Raw genomic sequence first — 19,666 nt, 5'->3', positions numbered from 1 at the left:
AAATAAAATTACACAAATAAGCTATTTTTTAATCCAGCAACAATTACGCCTTGGCGTAATTGTTGTGTAATAGCTCGTTGTTTTTATGGAAAATGGGCAGACTAATCCTATTTTTGATTCATTGAAATTTTAAGTTTCAATCGTAAAAATAAGATTAGTTGTTCATCGGCCACCCATCTTCCCTTCATTCATAATTACAATTATTTTAACATCAATTATTGAAAAATGAAAACATTACTTAATTGGTAACCAAATTTCCGAACGGTAATCGGGACTTGAAGAATCGCCATCACTGTACACTTCCAATTCGGGGCCGTTCGTCAGTTCATATGCATTTGAAGGTAGCCATTCTTGGTAAATTTTCTCCCACATAGTTGTGATAGCTGTGGGCATAGCTCCCTTAACTTCAAACACTACCCATTTCGCTGCAGGGACTGTAAAGGATTCAAATCCTTTTGTATCCTCACCAGCGTAATTTGTGGCTATCCAATAATCCATGAGATTATTTTCACCCATATCGCACACACCAATTACACCCTTGAATTCGCCCGTATTACACGGAAATAGTCGGTCATTCGTACCATCCTCATAAATATCCTGCCAAAACTTTGTGATTTCCTTTGTTTGTTCCCCATTTCCACATGAAAATGTTCGTTTAACACCGACTACTTGAAAACTTCCTTTTTCTACAATTTTATACTGCATTGGTTCCGCTCCCTTCAGTTGTACATGAATAACAAGCTTATTGTAGGAGTGAATCATTGCCGCTTCTTTCCGAACATCAGACGGCTTCATGCCATGCTGTTTTCGGAAAGCTTTAGCAAATGCTTCTGGCGTTTCATAACCATATTTGTAGGCAACATCGATTATTTTACAATGACTACTTGCAATTTCTTGTGCAGCTAACGTTAATCTTCTCCCACGTATATATTCACCAACTGTCATGCCAGTTAATATAGAGAACGCGCGCTGAAAATGAAAAGAAGATGAATGAGCTACCTTGGCAATTTGCTCAATTTTCAAATCCTCCGTTAAATGCTCTTCTATATATTCAATTGCTTGCTGAATCGATTGTAGCCACATGAAGCATCACTCCTTACACCTATCATATCGAATTTGAGAAAATACACTGGTCATTTCTTGCGGGAATTGGACAGCTTTCAAATGATAAATCCCTTCACCTTAATACCCATGTCACTACTCAGAGATAATTTGGTTTTGGACCTTTTTCGTAAGTTTAGAAAAAATCAGCTCATATGAATGCTGAATAAGCTTTTCTACAAATTCATCGGACAAATTCGAATCAAAATAGATTGAATTCCAATGTGTTTTGTTCATATAATAGCCAGGGATAATGCCCTCATACGTTTCTCTTAGCTCTTCCGCCCGACTCGGTTCACACTTTAATGTGATGACAGGCCTACCTGTAGCATCTGTTCCCATCATCGCAAACATTCTACCACCGACATGATAACGATCTGCTTGCCATTCTGGTTGATAATCATGCGTAGCGCCCAAAAGTGATAGACAATAGTCTTGTAAATTCCCCTTATTCATGACAAATGCCTCCTATATATTATTAATATCGGCTTTCTTTTACTTAAAGATTGAATTACGAACACCATTCACAGATAAAATCTTTCATATGATAAGTATATACTTGTAATTCGTCAAAACAACCAATATAAATATACTAAATTTTCTGATATACTAACTTTTATTTAAATAAAGTTATGGGGGAAATGAATGCTTAAAGATACTGAATACACAATTTTGGATTGGAGTACTATTATTGACTCTGTTAAGTCTGGTGAATTAGGGTTTTCATCGACGAAAGAATTTAGAGTCAATAATATTAAGTATAGAATTATCGATTATTCTCCTGGCTATTTAGCAGACCATTGGTGTGAAAAGGGGCATATTGTATTTGTTCTTGAGGGAACACTAATTAGTGAATTATCTGATGGTAGTTCATCGATTTTAAGTAAAGGCATGGGGTATGTGGTAAGCGATCATTTAAGTTCTCATCGCTCCAGAACTGATGTAGGCGCAAAATTATTAATTATCGATACAATAGAATAGAGGTACTCCATTCTTTGAGCTACATATTCGAATACATAAAAAATAATCTCCTAGGACGTTTTCTACGCTAAGAGATTATTTTTTCTTCGTTATTCATCGCACGGAACCTTTATAGTGAAGCTAACTGTTTTTAATACCATAAAAAGAGCCACGTATAACTTGCATACGTAGCCCTGTGATTTATTTAGTTAAAAGCATTGGAAAGAACGAATATTATTTACATGAATTGTGCGTAACCTCCAGCCATTCCTATTACTCCAGCGGAATCCGGTCACCACATCTCTTGTCACAGCCACCGGATAGAACCAAAAACTTCTACCACTGTCCAACCAAATATACGTATGCTTAAATAAACACGAACGTATTCCTGAAGGACCTACATGCCAAGCTGGACTCGATGGTGTAAAGTTAGGTGGTGGGCCCATCGGTGGCGAACTTCCTGATGGTGGACCAAATGGCGGCGGACCCATTGGAGGTGGGCCGAATGGTGGCGGGCCCATCGGTGGTGGGCCAAATGGTGGTGGATCGAATTGAGCAAAATACAAATCATGTTCCCCCTTTCTACATAACTTACTATATGCATATATCATTAAAGGGTGAAATTTAGCATACTATAGCTCTTTGCCCAATCATTACAAATATGTGCCTATCACACGCCACTCCTCCAGTTTTCCCTCAAAGGATTTAATATTTTTGCCAGGAATCGGACTTGTAGATGGCATCTTTTGATATGGACGATTGTCCAAAACTTCGAAGCCAATATGCTTTTTAAACACATCAAATGCCTTCGATCCGTTAAAAATAAGCAGGCGAATATTTGGATAATGCTTAAAAAGGGCATGAAAATCGTTCGGCTTTTCATTACGAATCGTCGCGTCTAGGCTACCTTTTCGTTCACAAGAATCTATTGTGTCCCATAGACCAATACCATACTCTCTTAGCAGTTCAATTCTTCTTTCATAATCTGTTGGTACATCTACTTTTAAAATCTCTCCGACAATCGGCCAAAAGTGATTGCGAGGATTGCCGTAGTATTGTTGCTTTTCTAACGATTGTTTGCTTGGCATTGATCCGACAATCAGTACCTTTGTTGACGTATCCACAATCGGTGGCAACACGTTTGTAAGTTTACTTGTCATAGCAATCACTCCTCTCCACTATTGTAATGGAAAATCCGAACCGGCGAGTATTTCTTCTGTCGATTTCACATAGAGATCCTCGTTAGTAATACGATTCGCTTTATACGTCCGAACGATTTCGTATCCGATACAATAACCAACCCATCTTGGCAGCTGACCACCATATAAAAACGCAAAATGATTATGCACCCCTTGCACTTCAAGAGAAGGTAAAAAATGCTCCTGCCATACCAAAAGAAGTTCATCCTTTGTGTACAGTTTTAACCAAGGTGCCAGCCACCTTTCACCGTATAATTCCTCCACCGCACACTCTGCCAACCCTTCTAACAAAAGAGAATCTTTCAAAGTTACCTCATCAAGTGACTTATTTAAATAATGGAGCCGACAAGCATGATTGTATTCATGGGCAAATAATGCACGAAGCTCTTCTTTTTCAAGCTCCGCAGAAACGAATAAAAACACAGCATCTTTATAGGCAATTCCATTTTTGTTTGTAATCGCGTGTTCACTTGTAATTGGAAAGATATAAATGGGCACTTCCGGACCATTCCATTTCTCTTTTAATCGTTCGTATTCATCCTTTATCGTTTGCCAAATACCCTTTTTCTCCAATTCCACTACATCAACTGTTTCATGTGGCATGAATAATCCATTTTGTAATAATTCATACTGTATTTCTTCTGGATATGCATTCAAAAACACATCTATTAGAGGGCTACAGATGACCTCACAGTGGATTTTTTCAAAGCTTTTCCCATTTGGCTTCCTATAAGCATCCAACAATTTCAATAACCACTTTTGTGTTGGCATCACAGACACACTTCTCCCTCCTTTTCTCTAGTTTATGATTCGGCTAGACAATTGGCTAGTGTCCTATAAGTTCAGATGCATATATTACTATGTAACATTGTAGAAAGGAGGGATATTTGTGAATCCAAATGAAGCATATAATGTTTGTTGTAGGCATCATGGCAAACGCGTAAGAATTACATGTAAAGATGGTAGAGAACACTTTGGGAGAATTACAAGGATAGATAGAGATCAAGTGTGGATTCAACCTGATAGACGATTTGGAGGCTACGGCCTAGGTTTCTGGGGTGGAGGGTTTGGTTTTGGAGGATTTGGCTTCGGTATCGCACTAGGTGCCATTGCCGGCATTGCACTAGCACCACTTTTCTTTTTCTAATGAAAATGGGCCATCCAAACTGTATTTTATTTTGGGTGGCCCTTTTCTACGTGCAAAAATAAACAAGCCTATATCATAAGATTATTTTCAAACTTATTTTGCAACCTCTTTTTGATTGCCCCTAATTAGTTCTGAAACGGTGACAAAAGTATAGCCTTGCTTTTGCAGCTCTGGCAATATTTTTTCAAGTGCGCTGACAGTTTGACCGCGATTTCCTCCTCCATCATGGAACAAAATCACATCCCCAGGTCTCGTTCCTTTTAACACTTTATTGACAATTTTGTTTACACCTGGTTCTTTCCAATCCTGCGTATCCTGATGATAAGACCACATCACTACTTTGTAGCCATCATCTGCTACCGCATTGATTAATTGATCATCGTAAGCTCCACCGACAGGACGAAATAATGTAGGCAAAAAACCCGTAATACTGTAAATGATTTCATTCGTTTGTTCTAGTTCATCCTGCAATTCCGTTACCGATGCATTATATGGATGAGTATACGTATGATTTGCAAGCTCATGTCCTTCCTCGTAAGATTGTTGGACAAGATCGGGATACTTTTCTGCATTTTCTCCAACAATAAAGAAAGTAGCCTTCGCATTGTATTTTGCTAATACGTCTAATATTTTTTCTGTATTTCTGGGATGTGGGCCATCATCAAAGGTCAATGCTATTACTTTTTCCTCTGTGTCGATATCCCACACAACTTGCCCCGTCTCTTCATAATAACTCCTACCCTTATCTGCCGAAGTCTTAGATCCCACATAAAATGCAGAAAGTACAAGGGCACAAATCGTCAACATCAATACATGATTCCATCTCAAAACTCCACCTCCTAAGTGAAAGGAAATTCACAAAGCTCTGTTGTCTTACTATTTGCGAAATGGCGTGAATTATACCGGAGAAATAGTTACCTAAAAACTATTTCAGAAAACAATTCAGTTGTAAACGCATTCATACAAAACCCCCAATTTATTCATTCAATATTACACTTATACCTATCTTCAAATAATTTTCAAAAACTGCCATTCAATTTTGAACTATTTGTGAAAACATTCACAAGACCCTTCCTTTTTTCAAAAATAAGAGTAGAATGAGATACACAGCTGATATACAACAACTTTAGTACATAATCAAAATTCATCAGTCTGTTATAGCACAAAATTCAAATGCAAAGGAGGCTTCATTATGTGGGTAATTACAGTTTTTGAACAAGATACATTCCGTATGTTTGAGTACAGCACTAAAAACGAGGCGACAAAGGCATTAGAAAACTTCAAACATACAGCGGTACTTTCTTATACAAAATAATGAATTGATAAAGCTACTCCCTGGAGTAGCTTTTTTGCATTTAATAATAACTTTTTTGCCAAGCTAAAGGATCTAATTCTTTTCTCAATGAAATACCTCGAACATCTTCTTGCTCCTAACCATATGTATATAGATAAAAGGAGTGATTTCTATGGTGACAATAGAGCCTATCATGATTAAAGGACATTTTTTTACAGCTGTCACTGTTTGCTTACCGAAAACAACGTTGTTAACCATTTCAAATGGTACTGGCTATATCATGTGTGGGGCATTAGATGTTGGGCTTTTGAATAGCCGGCTAGTTGATAGAAAGATCATTGCTGGTCGAGCAGTTGGCGTAAAAACAATTGACGAGCTATTAACGGCCCCACTCGAATCTGTTACTTATGAGGCAGAACAACTTGGCATTTTTTCAGGAATGACCGGCGTAGAGGCATTACTACAAATGGTTGAGTAACCTAATAAGGCGCTTTATTAATGAGCTGGCCAGAAAGTCATTATAAAATGACTTTCTGAGACAGATCTATTTTATGAATTGCGTAATAAAACTCATAGTGATTTTTCACATAATCGAAGCTTTTTATAAGACATTATCCCACTGTATAAGCAAACCTATCCTTCCCCATACTGTTGGTAGAAGGAGTGAATACAGGTGCATACAAGTAAACATTCAAAGATACATTTAACACTTCTAGCGATTGTTTCTATAGTTTTTATCTGGTCTGTTATTAAACCAGCTGCTTACTTAGATTGGTTAGCAGAAGTTAGTCCAGCAGTTATTATTTTGTGCATTGTTATCACAACCTATAACAAATTCCGCTTCACTACATTTTCCTACTGTATTATCGCCCTTTTATCGATTCTAACGTTTATCGGTGGTCACTATACTTACTCAGAGGTTCCTCTTTTTAATTGGATAAAAGAGGAGTTTGATTTGCATAGAAATAATTACGATCGATTTGGTCATTTTCTAAAAGGCTTATCGGCCATAGTTGTAAGAGAAATATTATTAGCTTTCACCCCATTAACGAAAGGTGCATGGTTGTCGGGCATTACGATTAGTATTGTGCTAGCAATAGCTGCTTTATATGAAATTATCGAGTGGTTAAGTACGAAAATATCAAAAGGTGGAAAAACCTCAAAAGACTTTTTAGGGATGCAAGGTGATAAATGGGACGCACAATGGGACATGTCCTTAGCCTTTGTGGGTGCTGTTCTGACCTTAGTCATTTTTTCTAAAATACATGATAAATTGTTAAAAAATAAATAAGGATAATACAATAACCTGGTGTCCACCACCTTTATCGAACAAAATACGACCGACAAGCTTTTTAGACTAAGAGCATAGAATTAGTAGTATGAAACATACGGAAGGTGGAATCCGATGTATTATACAAACATTAGTCAGCAACCACACCCTACTTTACGTGTAATAACAGTAACGGGAAATGGCAAAGTAGTGGCTACAGCAAGTTATGTCCAACTTCAAATTGAAGTAAGTATACAAGGTGAGAATGTACAAGAAGCTCAACAAGAAAATGCCATCATCATGAATCGCGTGATTCAGTCAATTTTAGAGCTCAATATTCCCCGAGAAGATATACAAACAGCCAGTTATACGATATCTCCCAACTATGACTTTATTGACGGAAAACAGGTTTTTAAAGGTTATGAAGTGACAAATGCCATATCTGTTAAAGTAACAAATATCAGCCAAGTTGGAACTGTCATTGATACCGCAGTGCAAAACGGTGCCAATCGTATTTCCTCAATTCAATTCAAAATTGAAGATACAGACCTGTACTATCAACAAGCGCTTAGTTTAGCTCTTCAAAATGCACAAATGAAGGCTAGAACAATCGCAGAGACCATGCAATTATCCCTATATCCTCAGCCAATCGAAATTGTGGAAGAGAATAATAGTGGACCTGTCCTCTATAAATCACTAGCAATGGCAGACCAAACTATATCAACGCCAATCGAACAGGGACAAATGACAATTAGCGCAGCTGTTCGGGTCAAATTTCAATATTAACTATTCAATTACGCCTCGGCACAATTCAAAATCTGTGACATCCGCCGGAGGCTTTATCTTCATTCAGCAGGTGTCCTGCCACTCGCTGAATGAAGATAAAAGGACTGTATTTTTACCAACGTTCGATAAAAATACAGTCCACATCTATATTATTTAATTTTTTCAATAACAGATATTCGTTTTACAATCAATTACCTTTTTTATTTGGTTTTACCCATTCAGGATAAATTCGTGCGAGATATTCGGTTGTATCGGACTGAATACCAACTTGCGGGATTGGGTAACGCAAGCCATTTTTAGAAAGCTTCTTTAAGCCCTCGATCCCTTTTACCAAATCTTGCGGTGGGATAGCCATGAGCATTTCTTCATCTAAAACGCCTCCAAATCGGCGTTCCGCATAACAAGGAATGGACAGGCTAGGTTCTCCAGTCGCTAGCGCTTTCCCCCATGAATCTGCACACGCACTTTCCCCAGAGACACTCCACTCGAATTTCTTAAATCCTACCCATTGCAAACCATTAATCAATAACATCATTTGACCTGGCGTTGCGTAGATTAAACAAATATCAGGGCTCTCAATTCTCCCTGCTGCAAGTGGCGAAATAGCAAGAGCTTCATAACTTCCATAAGGCACGACATCTAGACTTTTTTGGTGAGCTGCCGAATCTTCACGTGTCCCAAACCACACACCATCCATCGCTTCTCCGGAGTAGAATTCCTCGTCTTGTGGCATTAACCCAGCGATTGCTCCACACTGTTTCATAGCAAGATCATCTGCTGTGACCCCAATTGTCCAACCGAGACGAACCGATTGTGCAACAAGTTGATCGAGCAAATAACGTTTATCTGGGCGGCGTATTTTAGGTATTGCCTCCATTTCTGCTCGAGTAGTAATTTTTTTCATGCCTACTGGTGTAGCTTTTAAGCGAAGGAGTTCGTTAAGACTTGCTACGATTTCCTTCCAATCATATTGCGTTTGCGATGTCGTTTCCATCCATATCCCCCCTTTGAGATACTATTAATTATCTAATTATTCAGATTATTAATCAAGTAGATTTTATTCTCAGGGTAGACTTAAAGGGAAAAATTTTTTAATCACTACTTACCGTCAGGGGATTTGAAATTGAGCCCATGAATAGAATTGCGCCTGTACTCTCTTCTGTAATCGCAATGAAAAACGGCCGATTTACTTTCATGTAAAAGGATTCTGCTGGAGCAGACGTCTCTGCAATTGATACCGATGTTACAGCGGCGGCTTCTGTCCCTTCCTCATTGACATCAATTAAGGTCTTTTGCTTTACTTCACTAATGAATAACGAAGTATTTTCTTGAATCATCTTCGCAAAATTAGCGTTATTTTCAAACGCTGTCGTCATCCCAAGATTTTTCAAAGTATCGTTTAATAATACTTCAAATTCCAATTGAAATTTCGGAAGCAAGATCGTTCCAATTTGTTTAATAAATGCTGAGTTCCATTGTTTCCAGCTACCCACTGTGAGCATGTCTTCCAATTCTTCTATACTAGAGTTTTCTTTCGGCAAAAATACTTTCATGCTCATTGCTTCATCGCCATACGGAAGAGAAACTGCCTGGAATTTATCATTTTCTAAATAAGCTAGTTTTTCATTTAGAGCCATTAGTGGTACATCTTTTGTTGTACCGTCCTTTAAATGAAATGACTGTTTTTGCGTTTGTTCTTTATCGAATTTGTGTGTCCAGTCCCCTTTGAAATAGATCGCGTTAATAAGCATTGCCACTAACTCCGTTTCTAAAGGTTTATCCACAATTCTATCGATTTTTCCATTTGTCGACTTTTTAACCCATTCATTAATTTTTTCAGGGGACTTACTATCAGTAATATTAATCTCCTGTATTTCGGCATTAAAATAATCGCTATTACTTTGGGCAAAATCGGCTTGAAATTGAAAATTGTCATTTAGCCAAATGGAGTTCGCAACGTTTAATTGAATCTGTTTTGAGAGATTATTAAGCCTCGACATTAATGATGCATTTGCTTGATTTAGCTCAGTCACATCTATTCCTTCAACATGTAAAACTTTAGAAATTTCTTCTTTTGTTTCTCCATCTGCTCCGTTATAAAGCATGGACAATGCCATGAATAAACTCATTGGAGAAATGAAGACATTGCCCTTTTCATCCTCACTGGCTTCTTTTAGTAATTGAAAGCCTAGTTGATTATTAGCAGACATAATTTTTTGATAATCATCTTCACCAAATTGCGCATTGCTCGAGATTTTCAAACCTTTGGAGTTTGACCCTTCCCCACAACCTATTACAAACACCAATAGGCTTATTATCACGAGCGAAACTATGTACTTCTTCAAATTCATCACCATCCTTTATTAGATTAGTGTGTATAAATTTAGAGAAATTAAACATTTTTATATAACTACTGCTATTCTAATCATGAAATATCATTGCAATTTGATGAAATGAATACGTTGAAGAATGGTTATTGCATTAGAATTTGAACAATAGTGATGAAAATCCCGCACACGATTGGGACTACTTTTAGTGATGTATAACCAACTGAAGATGTGCAAATAGGCTCTAATGGATCTTTCGTTGGAGAGGCTAAATATTGAATGAAGCGTTGCCATCTACCACGTTTCATTTGATAGGATAACTCAGGAATCTGTACTTCATACTTATCTAATTGTTTTTTTAATTGTTTTTCCTGCTGAAATTCATCTTTAAGCATGAAAATCCTCCTTTAGCTCTTCCTTCAATGCCTTTATTGCATTATGTAACCTCGATTTTACTGTACCCATAGGAATCGATAAAATTTGGGCGATTTCTTCTTGAGGTAAATCATGATAATACGCTAGTAAAATAACACCACGTTGTTTATCAGGTAGTTTAAGAATCGCCTGTTGCACTGTTAATTTCTCATCTGATGAAAGACAATAACTTGGCGTAGGTGTTAAAAATGGAAATAATGTACGCCATTTCTTGCGTCGATTCAATTTATTAATCATTAGCCTATATGCAATTTGAAATAAAAATGCTTTAACCGTTCCTTTACGATGATCAAAATCATCTTTTATAAGATGTAAACGTTCAAAGGTATCTTGCACAATATCAATGCTTAGCTGCTCCTCCCTTGTGTAACGAAACAAAAAGCAATAAAGAGGCTCATACAAACGACTGTAAAGGTTTTCGAAGCCCACTACGTCCCCACTTTTATAAGCCTCCATCCATTCCTCATTGCTTGTCATCAAGCTCATCCCCCCAATGAGCCTTAATCGACTTTAATGTCATGGAAACACGAGAAACCAAATAGCCTACAATCACAATCACCCATGCTTGCGACTGATTTGTAAAAAATTGCACATATGGATTTTCAATTGTTTGACCAAAAGAAAGTAGCATATTTAATGCCTGCACACAAAGAATCGTATAAATTGCTAAAACAAGCGTTAGCGTATCAAATACATTCCAACGCAAATAAATCGTTGTTTTTTTATAATTAATTTTCCCATTTTCTTTTACAACATATTTTTTATTCATAGGAAACATGATTGCCATAATAATAATAGACCAGATTCCTACAACAATGATTGACACAATCCACCCTATACTCAAAGAAATCACCTACCGAATGCTATAAATTTTTTTAGCGATAATCGCTAACAACAAACTTAAACCTGATAAAATTAAAAAATATTGATACTGAGGCAACCAAGTTTTCTGTATTAAATCTAGATTAAGTTGCACAATGTCATTTAAATATAGCATGGGGTTCCAACTTAAGAATACAAAATAATCATGAGGGTTTTTACCTGCTAAACTTACAAACAGAGTCGTCATCGTAATCGAAAACATAAAAACGAGCATAATTGGCACAAGCATACTTTGTGCAACTTTGCCATTCCGAAATAGCCCAGCCAAAATAAAGCTTAACGGATAAAGTGCCAGTAAAACAAAATTACTAACAAGAACAATCATCGTCATTGAAGCTAATGGTATATCTATTAACAAACGATAACCGATTAATAAAATGACTAAACATATATTCATTAAAGTAAATACACCAATACCCATCCCTAAATAGTATTTTAACAGTGTAGCATCTGTACGTTGTATCCAGTTGTAGGTACGCTCTGCTTTTAAATCTGCTAAATAAATTGTTGCACTAGAAAAGGCAAATGAAAAGATGAGTAATAGAATGGAAATCGGCATAAATTGCCCCTTAATCATAAAGAAAAGCGTCTCTTCACTTCCTGAAAATGACATTTTAATTATCCATGAAATAAATATGAAAAGAAAGGGTGTAAACAAGTTTCCCAACAATACACCCATATTACGAAAGTTTTCTAGCATATACATACGTGCAATTTGTGTGATCATGCGCCTCTTCCTCCCAATACTTGACCTGTGACATCAAAATAAATTCCTTCAATCCCTGGCAATACTGCATGCATATATTTTTGCTGCAATTCATCTTTCTTACCATGCTCTACAATTTTCCCATTGTCTAATATGTAGATGTAATCAAATAACGCTTCAAACTCCGCCACTTCATGACTAATAATGATTAACAATTTGTTTTGTTGTTGCATTGTTGTTTGTAAAAAAAGAAGTAATTGCTTTTTCTTCATTAGATCTAAATCCGCAAATGGCTCATCTAAAAGAAGGATTGGCTTATTGAGCAAAAATGCTAAAAAGATCGATACAGCTTTACGTTGACCACCCGACGCATTTTTTAATAGCACGCGTTCATAAGAATCAATACCTAAAATTTCGTACAATTCCTCTGAATAGTAAGCATTTTCCGTTAACCTGTTGAACAATTGAATGATCTCACGAATTCTTAAATGCTTATAACTCTCAAAGGATTGATATTGCATGGCAATTTCGTCAAACACTTGAGAAGATGAGCTATTAAGTACAATCTCCCCCGCATCTACTTTCTCATCGCCTACCATACATTTTGCTAAAGTCGATTTTCCCGCACCATTTTTACCGAGTAATAAGTAACAATGGCCTGCGTAAAAGCTTGCTGAGACCCCATTTAAAATAGTCGTTCCATTATATTGCTTTACTACACCTTTCAAAGAAAGTTGCATAAAACATCCCTCCCGATTTGTGGTTTTACTAACTATACAAACGAGGGAAGGAAAAAGTTCATATTATTTCTAAAGTTTTTTAAAAAACGATTATATGTATAAAAAAATTGAATTTCCAAGGTGCTTTGAACGCTATTACACTTACATTATTATCCTTACTAAAACAAGGAAAAGGCAACCATTATTCTGGTTACCCTCAGACGATTAGTGTTCAGATGGGGTAAATGTTTGACAATCTGTTTCTTCACTGTTGGAAGCTTGTTTACCATTTTGACTAACGACATAAATAGCCTCTGCAGTGCATTTGTTGCCAGAGCCCCAATACGTACAATTATTAACTTCACAAAGAACTTCTTGAGCCATAGTATTACACCTCCTCCTTTGCTATCCTTAACAAATTTGAATTAGTTGATACTATAAGCATGCAAAAGTGGTCATATTATCATTGACGACGTTTTTTCAGTTAAATTCCCCTTATTTTTTTGTTAAGTTTGCTTTATAAATATGGTCAGAAAATCAAATAGTAAAAAACGTTTGTTACGAGTGGAATCCATACACGTGTAAGTGGATTTCAAATACGCTCAAGCATGACTCTCTAGTTAAAAAGTTATGTATAACTCTTTATTTAGAGAAAACTTTAGAATTAGTTTTTGCTTTACTGCGTTAAATTTCACCTTAATTTCTTTATATGTTAAAATTCTCTAGAAAGGTTTAAGTACTGGGCTTTCAGAGAAGATAAGTAAACTATTTTTTGCTTTTTCTAGTAAGTAAGAACTCCCTTTCTTCCAAATAAAGCAAGTTATTATTTGAGATTTTACCAGGAGGAATGAACTATGCATTTATTGCCGCGAGAAATTGACAAGCTAATGATAGTGGTTGCAGCAGACCTTGCAAGGCGCCGAAAAGATAGAGGATTAAAATTAAATCATCCAGAAGCTGTCGCCCTCATCACATATGAGGTATTGGAAGGGGCAAGGGACGGGAAAACAGTTGCTGAACTAATGGAATATGGCGCTTCGATTTTAACACGTGAAGATGTTATGGAAGGTATACCAGAAATGATTAATGATATTCAGGTTGAAGCCACTTTCCCAGATGGAACGAAATTGGTGACTGTCCACAGCCCGATACGATAAATAGGAGGGATTTCTAAGTGTTGCCAGGAGAATACATTTTAAAAGAAGAAGATATCATTTGTAATGAAGGAAGCGTCGTTTCTACTATCACTGTTACAAATACAGGGGACCGACCTGTTCAAGTTGGATCACATTTTCATTTTTATGAAGTAAATGAAGCACTCCATTTTAATAGAAAAGAAGGCTACGGCAAGCGGCTTAATGTCCCTGCTGGCGCTGCTGTTCGTTTTGAACCTGGAGATGAAAAAGAAATACAGCTGATTGATTTTGCCGGAGAGCGTCGGATCTATGGATTCAACAATAAAGTCGACGGTAAATTAGAAAGTGAGGATGAAGCATGAGTTTTAGAATGTCCCGAAAGCAATACGCTGAAATGTACGGACCAACTACTGGTGACTCTATCCGTCTTGCAGATACAGAGTTATTTATTCAAATCGAAAAAGATTACACTTCATATGGCGAAGAAGTAGTCTTTGGAGGCGGAAAAGTGATCCGCGATGGCATGGGTCAGCATCCACTTGCTACACGCGAAGATGGTGTGCCTGATACCGTTATAACGAACGTCATTATTTTAGATTATACAGGCATTTGTAAAGCCGATTTAGCCCTTCGCGATGGCAAGATTTTCGGCATTGGCAAAAGCGGTAACCCACTAATTACGGATAATGTAGATATCGTTATTGGTACATCTACTGAAATAATTGCCGGTGAAGGCTTGATTGTGACAGCTGGAGCTATCGATACACATGTTCACTTTATTAACCCGGAACAAGTACAAGTGGCACTAACAGCTGGTACGACAACACTAATTGGCGGTGGTACAGGTCCTGCAGCTGGGTCTAAAGCAACTACAGTTACGCCGGGTGAATGGAATATTCACCGTATGCTAGAAGCGGCTGAAGGTCTCCCAATTAACATCGGTTTTACAGGCAAAGGACATGCTGCTTCTGTTGAGCCATTAATCGAGCAAGTGAAAGCTGGCGTTATCGGCTTAAAAGTTCATGAGGACTGGGGCGCAACTGGTTCATCTCTTGACAACGCACTACGAGTTGCAGACGAATATGACATTCAAGTTGCATTGCACGCAGATACATTAAACGAAAGTGGCTTTATGGAAAATACTATGGCTGCAGTAAAAGATCGAGTTCTCCATATGTACCATACTGAAGGCGCAGGCGGTGGCCATGCACCTGATTTAATCAAATCAGCAGGTTACCTTAACATTCTGCCTTCATCAACGAACCCTACCCTCCCTTATACCGTAAATACGATCGACGAACACCTTGATATGGTCATGGTTTGCCATCATTTAAATCCTTCTGTACCAGAAGACATCGCTTTTGCCGATTCTAGAATTAGAAAAGAAACAATTGCAGCTGAAGATATCCTTCACGACATGGGCGTATTTAGTATGGTGAGCTCAGATTCCCAAGCAATGGGCCGTGTAGGGGAAGTCGTTTTACGGACATGGCAAGTAGCCGATAAAATGAAAAAACAAAGAGGCTCCCTAGAAGGCGATAGCGAACATGCTGACAACAATCGCGTTAAGCGCTATATTGCCAAATACACGATTAACCCAGCTATTACTCATGGTATTTCGAAATATGTGGGTTCTATTGAAGTTGGAAAAATGGCGGATTTAGTTCTTTGGAATCCAAAGTTCTTTGGAGTGAAACCAGAAATGGTCCTTAAAAACGGTCTTGCGGTTACTGGATTAATGGGTGATGCCAATGCATCTATCCCGACGCCACAGCCTTATATTTATCGTCCAATGTACGCTCAATTCGGGAAAGCATTAGCAAAAAGTTCAGCTACGTTCATTTCTCAAGCGGCTTATGATGATGGTGTCCACGAAAAACTTGGCCTACAAAAAATAATTTTACCAGTTGGTGGAATTCGAACGCTAACAAAAAAAGATATGAAGTTAAATGCTGAAACACCAAATATTACGGTTGATCCGCAAACATACGAAGTAAAAGTAAACGGAGAATTGCTGACATGTGACCCGGTTGATACGGTGCCTATGGGTCAGCGCTATTTCTTATTCTGAGGTGAATATAATGATAATAGAGAAGATTATCACAAACATTGAACAAATGGATTCAAATGAAATTAAAAAACGTCATATGGAAAAAGTTTATTTGGAAAGTGCTCATTTAATGAAGCGAATTCAACGTGTTAAAACAGATCACGGTAACGAACTAGGCATTCGCTTAAAAGAGCACAAAGATCTTGTTGCCGGTGATGTCCTATACATTGATGATAAAAATATGATAGTCATTGATGTACTATCAGATGATTTACTTGTTATCAGTCCTAGAGACATCAAAGAAATGGGTACGATCGCTCACCAACTAGGTAATCGACATCTTCCTGCGCAATTCGAAGACAATGATATGTTAGTTCAGTATGACTACTTAGTTGAAGAACTACTTCAACAACTTGAGATTCCTTATAAACGAGAAGATCGAAAAGTAAAACAAGCATTCCGTCATATAGGCCACAGCCATGACTAACAACATTCTCTCTTTGTTTCAACTATGCGACTCTAACCTCCCTACAGGTGCCTTCAGCCATTCTTTTGGCTTGGAAAGCTACATACAGGAAGATAAAGTTCATGACCAAGAGACGTTTTTCCAGTGGCTTAAAGTCTATTTACATGAGCAGCTCATCTATACGGATGGGCTAGCCTCTCGCCTTGTATATGAAGCCCTTTCGGCAGGAGATATTCAAGAAATATGGCACTTGGATCGCTTATTAACTGTACAAAACTTGCCGAGGGAGACGCGTGAAGGCACTCAAATGATTGGTGATCGCATGCTGAAACTCACTGAATCACTATACGAGCTACCCATCCTCTCACAATACAGAGCGGAAATTAAAAAAAAGAATGCATTTGGACATCCTGCTATCGTATTTACAATGGTAGCTCATGGGCTTGAGGTAGAATTACAAGACGCTATCCGCTTCTACCTGTATTCTTCTATTTCTAGTCAAATTCAAAATGCTGTTCGTGCGATTCCACTTGGACAAACAGCCGGACAAAAGATTTCTCATAACTTTATACCAGAATTAAACATGGCAGTGGACAAAATCCTGCAACTACCAAAAGATGATTTCGGTATTGTTTCGCCAGGAATTGAACTGTCACAAATGAAACATGAACGCGTAAATATTCGAATATTTATGTCATAAAATTTTAAAAAAATAGTAAAGGACGTGTTCTAATGGAACCAATAAGAATTGGTGTTGGGGGACCTGTTGGAGCAGGTAAAACAATGCTCGTAGAAAAATTAACTCGCCATCTTCAAGATGAAATAAAAATGGCGGTTGTCACAAATGATATTTATACAAAAGAAGACGCGAAATTTTTAATTCAGAATGGCGTTCTGCCAGAAGATCGCATTATCGGTGTTGAAACAGGGGGCTGCCCTCACACTGCTATTCGTGAAGATGCTTCTATGAACTTCGCTGCTATTGATGAATTAGTAGAGCGTCATCCAGACGTTGAACTTATTTTTGTTGAAAGTGGTGGAGACAATCTTGCAGCTACTTTTAGTCCTGAGCTAGTTGATTTTTCTATCTATATTATCGACGTTGCGCAAGGGGAAAAAATCCCTCGTAAAGGTGGACAAGGGATGATTAAATCTGACCTATTTATCATTAATAAAACAGACCTTGCTCCTCATGTCGGCGCTAGCCTTGAAGTAATGGCAGAAGACACAAAAGTATTCCGTGGCAATAAACCTTTCGTGTTTACAAATTTAAAAAATGATGACGGTCTTCCTGAAGTAATTGAATGGATTAAGCAGCACGCTTTACTAAAAGGATTAGAATAACATGACCAACTGGACTGGTACTTTATCTCTGGACCTCGAAGATCGAAAAGGAAAGACGGTTGCTAAAAGAGTTTATTTTCAAGGCGCACTCAAAGTTATGCGACCGATTTACTTGGATGATTCAGGACAAGTTTGCTATTACCTTCTAAATCCCGGTGGTGGCTATTTAGATGGCGATCGATACAATATGGAGATTACTGCTGATGAAGGATCTAAAGTTACGTTAACTACACAATCTGCAACAAAAGTATATAAAACGCCAAAAAGCTATGCCTATCAAGAAACAACAATTCACTTAAAAAAAAATAGTTATTTGGAGTACCTGCCAGACCCTCTCATTGCTTATGAAAATGCACATTATAAGCAAAAAAATGTGGTGCATATGGACAGTGGTGCTACGTTTCTTGGTACAGATATTCTTACTCCTGGCTGGTCGCCAAGCGGTGGGAAATTCAGCTATGATACCATTCAATTAGTTACCGAGATTTATGTAGATGGACAACTTGGTGTGTTTGACCATATCAAGTTAGTGCCGAAACAACAGTCAGTGTCTGGACTAGGATTTATGGAAGGCTATACGCACCTTGGCTCTATGTTGGTAGTCGGAGAATCTACAAATAATGCTCTTATTGATGAATTGTACGAAACCATTCAACTGGAACAAGCAGATTTTAAAGCTGGCATTTCGAAGCTAGCAGTATCAGGCTTTAGCATACGTATCCTAGCAAACTCTACCCAAGTCATCGAGCGTATTTTAAATAATTGCCATAAAATGATCAGTGAAAAATGGCTAAATCGCACACCAAATTCTTTACGAAAATATTAATATACTCATCCAATGTAGACTTTTTAAAAAGCATATACGGAGGACTACCTGAATTTCCTCCACAGTTGACGCTTTTCTATTCTGTTAAAAAGACCGATTTCCCATACACGATGGTCATTTAAATGGAAAACCAAAAATAAAAACCTATATACTAGGCAATTAGAAAATGATTACAGTATTGTTTTGATGCTACACACCAATAATATATACGATAATCTTGGAGAAATATTTAAATAGAAACTTTCATGAGAGGGGAAAAAGTATGCCTGATAATAAGAATGCAAAACCCAAACTTGAAGATTTTGAAGTTGAAACAGTGTTTGAAAATCGTGTTCATGAACGACTTGCCTTTACTTTTAAGATTGATGGAGATGAATTCAAGGGACATTTTCATGAGGATGAGATTTTATGGCTCCATCCTCATCCAAAACAAATTCTCGGTGAGTGCAAGATCGCCTCAATTGAAGCAAATATTTATTCATTAATGAGACATTATGGCTTTTCGAAAGAGATTTCAGAAGTGGAATTAAAGCCCGCGTTTGAAGATCGTGTACATGAACGTCAGCAATTTTCTTTGCACGTACAAGGAGATGAATACAAAGGATTTGTCCACGAGGGAGAAATTCGATGGTTCCATCCACAGCCTCAGCAAAAACTAGAGGATGATCTTGTACAAGCAATGGAATCTGAAATCCATGAAAAAGTAGCAGAGCAAGAACAGAATAGTAATGACGAAAACTAAATAACATAAAAAGGAGGTTTCTATCTATAGAAACCTCCTTTTTAATTGTTGAATAACCATTAAATCAATAGATTCTTTGTGAACGCGTATGAGAATATGTTCAAGGGGTCCGTTGATTTCCGTTCCAGGCGGACGCTTTCCAGGGGGCATCTTGCGTCGATCTGATGGTATTACTTATATCATTTGTATTCATCATCCAAAATAAAGGATAGAGTCTGATAAAAGTGCATATTAATTTTAGATTGCTTGTTGATTGGAGTGGGGGCTGGGCGACTC

At 37.5% G+C, this 19,666-nt stretch carries 28 protein-coding genes; 14 read left to right on the top strand and 14 right to left on the bottom strand.

The window, feature by feature from the left end; all coding sequences use genetic code 11:
* Positions 1-234: 234 nt before the first annotated feature.
* On the bottom strand, positions 235-1,083 hold the full coding sequence (locus ACIQ2D_RS11730; RefSeq protein ID WP_402864165.1) for an AraC family transcriptional regulator: 849 nt from the start codon (positions 1,081-1,083) through the stop codon (positions 235-237).
* A 114-nt stretch (positions 1,084-1,197) separates the two neighbouring features.
* Positions 1,198-1,557: an MmcQ/YjbR family DNA-binding protein gene (locus tag ACIQ2D_RS11725; protein WP_402864162.1), complete on the bottom strand. Its 360-nt coding sequence runs from the start codon at positions 1,555-1,557 to the stop codon at positions 1,198-1,200.
* A 189-nt stretch (positions 1,558-1,746) separates the two neighbouring features.
* On the opposite strand from ACIQ2D_RS11725, the gene ACIQ2D_RS11720 reads away from it, so the two are divergent.
* Positions 1,747-2,082 carry a DHCW motif cupin fold protein gene (locus tag ACIQ2D_RS11720; RefSeq protein WP_402864159.1) on the top strand — a complete coding sequence of 112 codons (336 nt, stop codon included), beginning with the start codon at positions 1,747-1,749 and terminating at the stop codon, positions 2,080-2,082.
* Positions 2,083-2,270: 188 nt separating this feature from the next.
* On the opposite strand, the gene ACIQ2D_RS11715 is transcribed toward ACIQ2D_RS11720, so the two are convergent.
* The 3 genes from ACIQ2D_RS11715 to ACIQ2D_RS11705 form a co-directional block, all read right to left on the bottom strand.
* Positions 2,271-2,627, bottom strand: coding sequence for a hypothetical protein (locus tag ACIQ2D_RS11715; protein WP_402864156.1), 357 nt, complete (start codon positions 2,625-2,627; stop codon positions 2,271-2,273).
* Between the two features lie 87 nt (positions 2,628-2,714).
* Positions 2,715-3,221, bottom strand: coding sequence for a DNA-deoxyinosine glycosylase (locus ACIQ2D_RS11710; protein WP_402864153.1), 507 nt, complete (start codon positions 3,219-3,221; stop codon positions 2,715-2,717).
* An 18-nt stretch (positions 3,222-3,239) separates the two neighbouring features.
* Positions 3,240-4,031, bottom strand: coding sequence for a DUF2268 domain-containing putative Zn-dependent protease (locus ACIQ2D_RS11705; protein ID WP_402864465.1), 792 nt, complete (start codon positions 4,029-4,031; stop codon positions 3,240-3,242).
* A gap of 118 nt (positions 4,032-4,149) precedes the next feature.
* Between ACIQ2D_RS11705 and ACIQ2D_RS11700 the strand changes: the two genes are divergently transcribed.
* The gene (locus tag ACIQ2D_RS11700) at positions 4,150-4,407 is read left to right on the top strand and encodes a hypothetical protein (protein WP_402864150.1); all 258 of its coding nucleotides are present in this window, start codon (positions 4,150-4,152) and stop codon (positions 4,405-4,407) included.
* A gap of 93 nt (positions 4,408-4,500) precedes the next feature.
* Here ACIQ2D_RS11700 and ACIQ2D_RS11695 read toward each other — a convergent pair whose 3' ends face one another.
* The gene (locus ACIQ2D_RS11695) at positions 4,501-5,214 is read right to left on the bottom strand and encodes a polysaccharide deacetylase family protein (protein WP_402864463.1); all 714 of its coding nucleotides are present in this window, start codon (positions 5,212-5,214) and stop codon (positions 4,501-4,503) included.
* Between the two features lie 385 nt (positions 5,215-5,599).
* On the opposite strand from ACIQ2D_RS11695, the gene ACIQ2D_RS11690 reads away from it, so the two are divergent.
* The 4 genes from ACIQ2D_RS11690 (at position 5,600) to ACIQ2D_RS11675 (ending at position 7,757) form a co-directional block, all read left to right on the top strand.
* Entirely contained in the window at positions 5,600-5,722 is a 123-nt protein-coding gene (locus ACIQ2D_RS11690; protein ID WP_402864147.1) for a hypothetical protein, read from the top strand.
* 151 nt (positions 5,723-5,873) lie between these two features.
* Entirely contained in the window at positions 5,874-6,179 is a 306-nt protein-coding gene (locus ACIQ2D_RS11685) for a YunC family protein (RefSeq protein WP_402864144.1), read from the top strand.
* A gap of 195 nt (positions 6,180-6,374) precedes the next feature.
* Positions 6,375-6,992 (top strand): DUF2238 domain-containing protein, encoded by a 618-nt coding sequence (locus ACIQ2D_RS11680; RefSeq protein WP_402864141.1) that lies wholly within the window; start codon positions 6,375-6,377, stop codon positions 6,990-6,992.
* Between the two features lie 114 nt (positions 6,993-7,106).
* Entirely contained in the window at positions 7,107-7,757 is a 651-nt protein-coding gene (locus tag ACIQ2D_RS11675) for an SIMPL domain-containing protein (RefSeq protein WP_402864138.1), read from the top strand.
* A gap of 187 nt (positions 7,758-7,944) precedes the next feature.
* Here ACIQ2D_RS11675 and ACIQ2D_RS11670 read toward each other — a convergent pair whose 3' ends face one another.
* The 8 genes from ACIQ2D_RS11670 to ACIQ2D_RS11635 form a co-directional block, all read right to left on the bottom strand.
* The gene (locus ACIQ2D_RS11670) at positions 7,945-8,751 is read right to left on the bottom strand and encodes a DUF169 domain-containing protein (protein ID WP_402864135.1); all 807 of its coding nucleotides are present in this window, start codon (positions 8,749-8,751) and stop codon (positions 7,945-7,947) included.
* Positions 8,752-8,848: 97 nt separating this feature from the next.
* The gene (locus tag ACIQ2D_RS11665; protein WP_402864132.1) at positions 8,849-10,102 is read right to left on the bottom strand and encodes a serpin family protein; all 1,254 of its coding nucleotides are present in this window, start codon (positions 10,100-10,102) and stop codon (positions 8,849-8,851) included.
* 128 nt (positions 10,103-10,230) lie between these two features.
* Positions 10,231-10,479 carry a hypothetical protein gene (locus ACIQ2D_RS11660; protein WP_402864129.1) on the bottom strand — a complete coding sequence of 83 codons (249 nt, stop codon included), beginning with the start codon at positions 10,477-10,479 and terminating at the stop codon, positions 10,231-10,233.
* Positions 10,472-11,005: an RNA polymerase sigma factor gene (locus ACIQ2D_RS11655; RefSeq protein ID WP_402864126.1), complete on the bottom strand. Its 534-nt coding sequence runs from the start codon at positions 11,003-11,005 to the stop codon at positions 10,472-10,474. The genes ACIQ2D_RS11660 and ACIQ2D_RS11655 overlap by 8 nt, the downstream gene beginning before the upstream one ends.
* Positions 10,983-11,372, bottom strand: coding sequence for a group-specific protein (locus tag ACIQ2D_RS11650; protein WP_402864124.1), 390 nt, complete (start codon positions 11,370-11,372; stop codon positions 10,983-10,985). Before ACIQ2D_RS11650 ends, ACIQ2D_RS11655 begins: the two co-directional genes overlap by 23 nt.
* Positions 11,373-12,128 carry an ABC transporter permease gene (locus ACIQ2D_RS11645; protein WP_402864122.1) on the bottom strand — a complete coding sequence of 252 codons (756 nt, stop codon included), beginning with the start codon at positions 12,126-12,128 and terminating at the stop codon, positions 11,373-11,375.
* Complete coding sequence (locus tag ACIQ2D_RS11640; RefSeq protein ID WP_402864120.1) at positions 12,125-12,847, bottom strand: ATP-binding cassette domain-containing protein; 723 nt, start codon at positions 12,845-12,847, stop codon at positions 12,125-12,127. The genes ACIQ2D_RS11645 and ACIQ2D_RS11640 overlap by 4 nt, the downstream gene beginning before the upstream one ends.
* Before the next feature lie 204 nt (positions 12,848-13,051).
* Positions 13,052-13,210 carry a DUF1540 domain-containing protein gene (locus ACIQ2D_RS11635; protein ID WP_402864118.1) on the bottom strand — a complete coding sequence of 53 codons (159 nt, stop codon included), beginning with the start codon at positions 13,208-13,210 and terminating at the stop codon, positions 13,052-13,054.
* 470 nt (positions 13,211-13,680) lie between these two features.
* On the opposite strand from ACIQ2D_RS11635, the gene ACIQ2D_RS11630 reads away from it, so the two are divergent.
* From ACIQ2D_RS11630 to ACIQ2D_RS11595, 8 genes are all read left to right on the top strand, one after another.
* On the top strand, positions 13,681-13,983 hold the full coding sequence (locus ACIQ2D_RS11630; RefSeq protein ID WP_402864115.1) for an urease subunit gamma: 303 nt from the start codon (positions 13,681-13,683) through the stop codon (positions 13,981-13,983).
* Positions 13,984-14,000: 17 nt separating this feature from the next.
* Positions 14,001-14,324, top strand: a complete 324-nt coding sequence (ureB, locus tag ACIQ2D_RS11625; RefSeq protein ID WP_402864112.1) for an urease subunit beta — start codon at positions 14,001-14,003, stop codon at positions 14,322-14,324.
* Positions 14,321-16,033: an urease subunit alpha gene (gene ureC / locus ACIQ2D_RS11620; protein WP_402864109.1), complete on the top strand. Its 1,713-nt coding sequence runs from the start codon at positions 14,321-14,323 to the stop codon at positions 16,031-16,033. The genes ureB and ureC overlap by 4 nt, the downstream gene beginning before the upstream one ends.
* 10 nt (positions 16,034-16,043) lie before the next feature.
* The gene (gene ureE, locus ACIQ2D_RS11615; RefSeq protein ID WP_402864107.1) at positions 16,044-16,499 is read left to right on the top strand and encodes an urease accessory protein UreE; all 456 of its coding nucleotides are present in this window, start codon (positions 16,044-16,046) and stop codon (positions 16,497-16,499) included.
* Complete coding sequence (locus ACIQ2D_RS11610; protein ID WP_402864104.1) at positions 16,492-17,178, top strand: urease accessory protein UreF; 687 nt, start codon at positions 16,492-16,494, stop codon at positions 17,176-17,178. The genes ureE and ACIQ2D_RS11610 overlap by 8 nt, the downstream gene beginning before the upstream one ends.
* Before the next feature lie 32 nt (positions 17,179-17,210).
* Positions 17,211-17,822, top strand: a complete 612-nt coding sequence (ureG, locus tag ACIQ2D_RS11605; protein ID WP_402864101.1) for an urease accessory protein UreG — start codon at positions 17,211-17,213, stop codon at positions 17,820-17,822.
* A 1-nt stretch (position 17,823) separates the two neighbouring features.
* Positions 17,824-18,648, top strand: coding sequence for an urease accessory protein UreD (locus tag ACIQ2D_RS11600; protein ID WP_402864098.1), 825 nt, complete (start codon positions 17,824-17,826; stop codon positions 18,646-18,648).
* 262 nt (positions 18,649-18,910) lie between these two features.
* Positions 18,911-19,390 (top strand): hypothetical protein, encoded by a 480-nt coding sequence (locus tag ACIQ2D_RS11595; protein ID WP_402864095.1) that lies wholly within the window; start codon positions 18,911-18,913, stop codon positions 19,388-19,390.
* Positions 19,391-19,666: the final 276 nt, after the last annotated feature.

Source organism: Lysinibacillus sp. NPDC097287 (assembly GCF_044761695.1).
In the GTDB taxonomy this organism is placed as follows: Bacteria; Bacillota; Bacilli; order Bacillales_A; family Planococcaceae; genus Lysinibacillus.
This window is presented reverse-complemented; position numbering and strand designations above follow the sequence as displayed.

Excerpts from the sequence above, each read along its gene's own strand:
- ACIQ2D_RS11730 (WP_402864165.1), bottom strand. The coding sequence starts at position 1,083 with ATGTGGCTACAATCGATTCAGCAAGCAATTGAATATATAGAAGAGCAT.
- ACIQ2D_RS11725 (WP_402864162.1), bottom strand. The coding sequence starts at position 1,557 with ATGAATAAGGGGAATTTACAAGACTATTGTCTATCACTTTTGGGCGCT.
- ACIQ2D_RS11720 (WP_402864159.1), top strand. The coding sequence starts at position 1,747 with ATGCTTAAAGATACTGAATACACAATTTTGGATTGGAGTACTATTATT.
- ACIQ2D_RS11710 (WP_402864153.1), bottom strand. The coding sequence starts at position 3,221 with ATGACAAGTAAACTTACAAACGTGTTGCCACCGATTGTGGATACGTCA.
- ACIQ2D_RS11705 (WP_402864465.1), bottom strand. The coding sequence starts at position 4,031 with ATGCCAACACAAAAGTGGTTATTGAAATTGTTGGATGCTTATAGGAAG.
- ACIQ2D_RS11695 (WP_402864463.1), bottom strand. The coding sequence starts at position 5,214 with ATGTTGACGATTTGTGCCCTTGTACTTTCTGCATTTTATGTGGGATCT.
- ACIQ2D_RS11690 (WP_402864147.1), top strand. The coding sequence starts at position 5,600 with ATGTGGGTAATTACAGTTTTTGAACAAGATACATTCCGTATGTTTGAG.
- ACIQ2D_RS11685 (WP_402864144.1), top strand. The coding sequence starts at position 5,874 with ATGGTGACAATAGAGCCTATCATGATTAAAGGACATTTTTTTACAGCT.
- ACIQ2D_RS11675 (WP_402864138.1), top strand. The coding sequence starts at position 7,107 with ATGTATTATACAAACATTAGTCAGCAACCACACCCTACTTTACGTGTA.
- ACIQ2D_RS11670 (WP_402864135.1), bottom strand. The coding sequence starts at position 8,751 with ATGGAAACGACATCGCAAACGCAATATGATTGGAAGGAAATCGTAGCA.
- ACIQ2D_RS11660 (WP_402864129.1), bottom strand. The coding sequence starts at position 10,479 with ATGCTTAAAGATGAATTTCAGCAGGAAAAACAATTAAAAAAACAATTA.
- ACIQ2D_RS11655 (WP_402864126.1), bottom strand. The coding sequence starts at position 11,005 with ATGAGCTTGATGACAAGCAATGAGGAATGGATGGAGGCTTATAAAAGT.
- ACIQ2D_RS11645 (WP_402864122.1), bottom strand. The coding sequence starts at position 12,128 with ATGATCACACAAATTGCACGTATGTATATGCTAGAAAACTTTCGTAAT.
- ACIQ2D_RS11640 (WP_402864120.1), bottom strand. The coding sequence starts at position 12,847 with ATGCAACTTTCTTTGAAAGGTGTAGTAAAGCAATATAATGGAACGACT.
- ACIQ2D_RS11635 (WP_402864118.1), bottom strand. The coding sequence starts at position 13,210 with ATGGCTCAAGAAGTTCTTTGTGAAGTTAATAATTGTACGTATTGGGGC.
- ACIQ2D_RS11630 (WP_402864115.1), top strand. The coding sequence starts at position 13,681 with ATGCATTTATTGCCGCGAGAAATTGACAAGCTAATGATAGTGGTTGCA.
- ureC (WP_402864109.1), top strand. The coding sequence starts at position 14,321 with ATGAGTTTTAGAATGTCCCGAAAGCAATACGCTGAAATGTACGGACCA.
- ureE (WP_402864107.1), top strand. The coding sequence starts at position 16,044 with ATGATAATAGAGAAGATTATCACAAACATTGAACAAATGGATTCAAAT.
- ACIQ2D_RS11610 (WP_402864104.1), top strand. The coding sequence starts at position 16,492 with ATGACTAACAACATTCTCTCTTTGTTTCAACTATGCGACTCTAACCTC.
- ureG (WP_402864101.1), top strand. The coding sequence starts at position 17,211 with ATGGAACCAATAAGAATTGGTGTTGGGGGACCTGTTGGAGCAGGTAAA.
- ACIQ2D_RS11600 (WP_402864098.1), top strand. The coding sequence starts at position 17,824 with ATGACCAACTGGACTGGTACTTTATCTCTGGACCTCGAAGATCGAAAA.
- ACIQ2D_RS11595 (WP_402864095.1), top strand. The coding sequence starts at position 18,911 with ATGCCTGATAATAAGAATGCAAAACCCAAACTTGAAGATTTTGAAGTT.